This is a genomic window from Sphingopyxis sp. A083, from assembly GCF_001468495.1.
In the GTDB taxonomy this organism is placed as follows: Bacteria; Pseudomonadota; Alphaproteobacteria; order Sphingomonadales; family Sphingomonadaceae; genus Sphingopyxis; species Sphingopyxis terrae.
On record NZ_LNSK01000025.1, the window covers coordinates 1 to 335 of the forward strand.

Annotated in this window: 1 protein-coding gene; it reads left to right on the plus strand. The window is 63.9% G+C overall.

Going from position 1 to position 335, the window contains the following annotated elements; genetic code table 11:
- The coding region (locus ATE59_RS18290; RefSeq protein WP_231737500.1) for a hypothetical protein at positions 1-335 on the plus strand (335 nt) is incomplete at both ends.

The window sequence follows — 335 nt, forward strand, 5'->3', positions numbered from 1 at the left end:
CGAACGGCAATTCAGGCACGGGCCGATCATTACGTGCCAAAGGGCCGCGCCGACGTGCAGAGCATCGCGGCCACCATCAGACGGATGATGGCGCACCGGAATTTGTTGGAAGCGCGCCGCACAGGGCTGGACCAAGCGGTGGAGCAGCTTAGGGCTTTGCGGCGGCGGCTGGATCAGAAACGGCTGGCCACCGCGGCTGCTACCGCAGTTGCGGCCAACGAAGCAGGTCGCGCGGTTTTGCTCGGGGCGAAAGTTGCGCCATATCAGACTGGCAAGCTCGGACTTGAGTTGGATTTATCGCGGCTCGATGCTTCCGAGGCCGCACGTGTGCAGGC